At 75.2% G+C, this 3,156-nt stretch carries 2 protein-coding genes and 1 pseudogene; 2 read left to right on the forward strand and 1 reads right to left on the reverse strand.

Annotated elements, in window-relative coordinates:
- Positions 1-1,428: 1,428 nt before the first annotated feature.
- Positions 1,429-1,560: pseudogene (locus DLJ47_RS36675) on the forward strand (helix-turn-helix domain-containing protein); the annotation flags it as partial.
- Between the two features lie 252 nt (positions 1,561-1,812).
- Complete coding sequence (locus DLJ47_RS36680; protein ID WP_233257688.1) at positions 1,813-2,409, forward strand: GNAT family N-acetyltransferase; 597 nt, start codon at positions 1,813-1,815, stop codon at positions 2,407-2,409.
- 44 nt (positions 2,410-2,453) lie between these two features.
- Here DLJ47_RS36680 and DLJ47_RS06675 read toward each other — a convergent pair whose 3' ends face one another.
- Entirely contained in the window at positions 2,454-3,104 is a 651-nt protein-coding gene (locus DLJ47_RS06675; protein WP_109899189.1) for a futalosine hydrolase, read from the reverse strand.
- Between the last annotated feature and the right edge of the window lie 52 nt (positions 3,105-3,156).

Genomic DNA, 3,156 nt, shown 5'->3' on the forward strand with positions numbered 1-3,156 from the left:
GCCTTGGCGCTGTGACCCGCCCCGCGCTGGCCTGCTCCGGCCGGCCTTGGCGTGACCCGCCCCGCGCTGGCCCGCTCTGGCCGGCCCCGGCGCTGTGACCCGCCTCGCCTCCGAGGCCGACCCGGTGTCGAACCGGCTGTCGTGGTCCGAGCCTCACCCGCCGATGTGCCCGGCGGCCGGCGGCAGTCTTCGTCGGCCTGGGTGACGGTTGGTCCGGCAGGCCGAAGCCAGCGTGTTGTGGCGGTCCTTCCGAGCTGCCCTCACAGATGGGGCACCGGCGTGGCGGCACGGCATGGTCGTCGCGTCTGCCATGCCGTCGAGCGGCGGCCTTCGGACTCCGCTCTGGCAAGTGGCTCGGCGGAGTTTTCGTGTAGCTGCTGCGCGCGGCGTGGTCGGTCAAGGGGCGGCAGTTGCTGTTGCGGTCCTTCAGAGCTGCCCTTACAGATGGGGCACCGGCGTGGCGGCACGGCATGGTCGTCGCGCCTGCCATGCCGTCGAGCGGCAGCCTTCCGGCTCCGCTCTGGCAAGTGGCTCGGCGGAGTCCTCGTGTAGCTGCTGCTCGCGGCGTGGTCGGTCAAGGGGCGGCAGTTGCTGTTGCGGTCCTTCAGAGCTGCCCTCATAGATGGGGCGCCGGGCGTCGCGGCGTGATCGGCCGTTGCGCCAGCATGCCGCCAAGTGGCTGCGCGGCGGTCTTATGCGGTCGATGAAGGTGGAGTTGGTCAGATGGGTCGCAGTTCGACAGGACCCCAGCAGCAACCCGCCCCGAAGATTTCCGCCGGCCGCCGGCCGCCGGCCGCCGGACGACCGGATGCCGGCCGCCGGACGACCGGATGCCGGCTGCCGGACGGCCGGATGCCGGATGCCGGTCGCCGGCCGTCGGACCTCGCGGGCCGGTCGCCGGACGCCGGATGCACCGGCGTGAGGGCTCATAGATGGGGCGCTGGGGTGCCGGCCCCATCGGACCTCTCCGTCGGCCGATCGGAGGGCTGGCGTTGGGCCTCCGCCCAGCAGTTCGCTGCACGGTGGGCCGCGGTAGCAGGTGCGGCGCCTGCCTCTCCGGTTGCCGCCCTCTCCGGCTGCATGCCCTCTCCGGCTGCATGCCCTCTCCGGCCGCATGCCCTCTCCGGCCGCATGCCCTCTCCGGCTGCATGCCCTCTCCGGCTGCATGCCCTCTCCGGCCGCATGCCCTCTCCGGCCGCATGCCCTCTCCGGCTGCTGCCGTCTCCGGCTGCCTGCCCGCTCCGGCTGCCTGCCCGCTCCGGCTGCCTGCCCTCTCCGGCCGCCGGAGGTCTTGGTCCTATGGATGGGGCAGCTCGACAGTGTCTGCGGCAGTGTCCATGTGCCCAGCCTGGTCCGGTTTTCCACAGGGTTTTCCACAGGCGGCGGGAGGCTGTTGAAGTCCGTCCGGCGAGCCGGAACCATCGAGGAATGGCGAAGCGGGCGGGGGTGATCGACGTGGGAGCCGCGCTGCGCGCGCTGCGACGGCGGGCGGATCTGAGCCAGCGCGAACTGGCCCAGCGTTCCGGCGTCCCCAAGAGCACGGTGGCGCGGCTCGAGTCGGATCCGGAGGCGGATCCCCGGCTCCGGACGGTCGAGCGGTTGGTCCGCGCCGCCGGCGGCGAGTTGACCGTGCGTGTTCGGGAGTGCGCCGCCGGCCGAGAGGACGACGGTACTCAGTCGCCGGCGCGGCCGCCGGGACCGCGCTCGCCGGGACCGCGCTCGCCGGGACCGCGCTCGCCGGGACCGCGCTCGCCGGTAGGTGTCCGGAATTCCGCCACCGCGCGGGATGAAGCCGCCGACGGGATCGGCGCCGTGCCCGAGGAGCCGCACGACAGGCATCGGGACGAGGCGGGGCGGCGGTATCCGGCGCACCTGGACCTGCGCGAGGTCCGGACACTCAAGGACTGGCCGGCGGCCTGGTGGGCGCACTGGTACAACCTTCCGCCGGAGCGCTGGCCGTTGCGGGTGCCCGCGCTGACGTACGACCTCGACCGGAAGCGTCGCGACGAGCGACGGCTGCGGGAGCGGGCCCGGGCCGCGGTCGCGGTCCGCCGGGTGACCGAGGCGGTGCCGGCGGGCTGCTGGCGGCTGGTGGCCGAACTGCCCGGCGGTGACCTGGTCGGCGAGCTGCGGGCCCACGAACGCAGCGAGGACCTCCGGCTCGGCGACGACCTGGGGGACGAGCGCGTGCTGGTGCTGGACGGCGTGCTGATCGCCCCGCAGCTGCGGTACCTGGGCATCGGCCGGCGGCTCGTCCAGTTGCTCGGCGAGGAGATGGGTCGGGCCGGCATCCGGACGGCCCGTGCGGTCGCCGAGCTGGGTGGCGTCGACTTCCTGCTGAGGTGCGGCTACCAGCTGGAGACGAGTCGACCGTCGGCGTTGCGGTTCGACCTGCCCCGGCGCCGCTGACCGGCGCCGTCGGCCCAGGCCGGGTCAGGCATGCACCGGCGTAGTCAGGCGAGGGCCGCGGCGGCGGTGGTGAGGGCGGCGAGTGCCTCGCGCATCCGCCAGGCGTCACGGTCCCGGGGGCCGATCGGGTTCGAGACGGTACGCAGCTCGACGAAGGGCAGGCCGGCGTGGGCGGCGGCGACGCCGACCCCGTACCCCTCCATGGCCTCGGCCACCGCGTCCGGGTGCCGGCGGCGCAGCTCCTCGGTGCTCCGGGCGGTGCCGGTCACCGTGCTGACCGTCAACACCGCGCCCACCGTCGCCTCGGGCAGGGCCGACTGGAGGGTGGCCAGCAGGTCGGGATCGGCGGCGACCGCGACGCCGCCGCCGAGCAGCTCGGGCGGCATGCCGAGCTCGTCCACCGGGATGAACCCGGCGGGCGACTCGGCGCCCAGGTCGGCGGCGACGCTGCGGGTGCCCAGCACGGTGCCGCCCACCGCCACGGCGCCGGCGAAGCCACCGGCCACGCCGGCGCTCACCACGCCCCGGTACGGCCGTCCGGCGGCCTCGGCGAGTGCCAGCAGCCGGGCGGTGGCCGCACCGGCCACGGCCGGCCCCACGCCCACCGGCACCACCACCGTGTCCGGATCCGGCAGGCCGGCGCGGACCGCCTCCGCCTCGGCCGGTACCGCGGTCACCACGAGCAGACCGGTCACGACACCGGCCCCCTCGGCTCGCGCCGGGTCTCGTCGTCGGTCCCGCCCGGCC

Origin of the sequence: Micromonospora sp. S4605, assembly GCF_003176715.1 — a bacterium.
Classification (GTDB): Bacteria; Actinomycetota; Actinomycetes; order Mycobacteriales; family Micromonosporaceae; genus Micromonospora; species Micromonospora echinaurantiaca.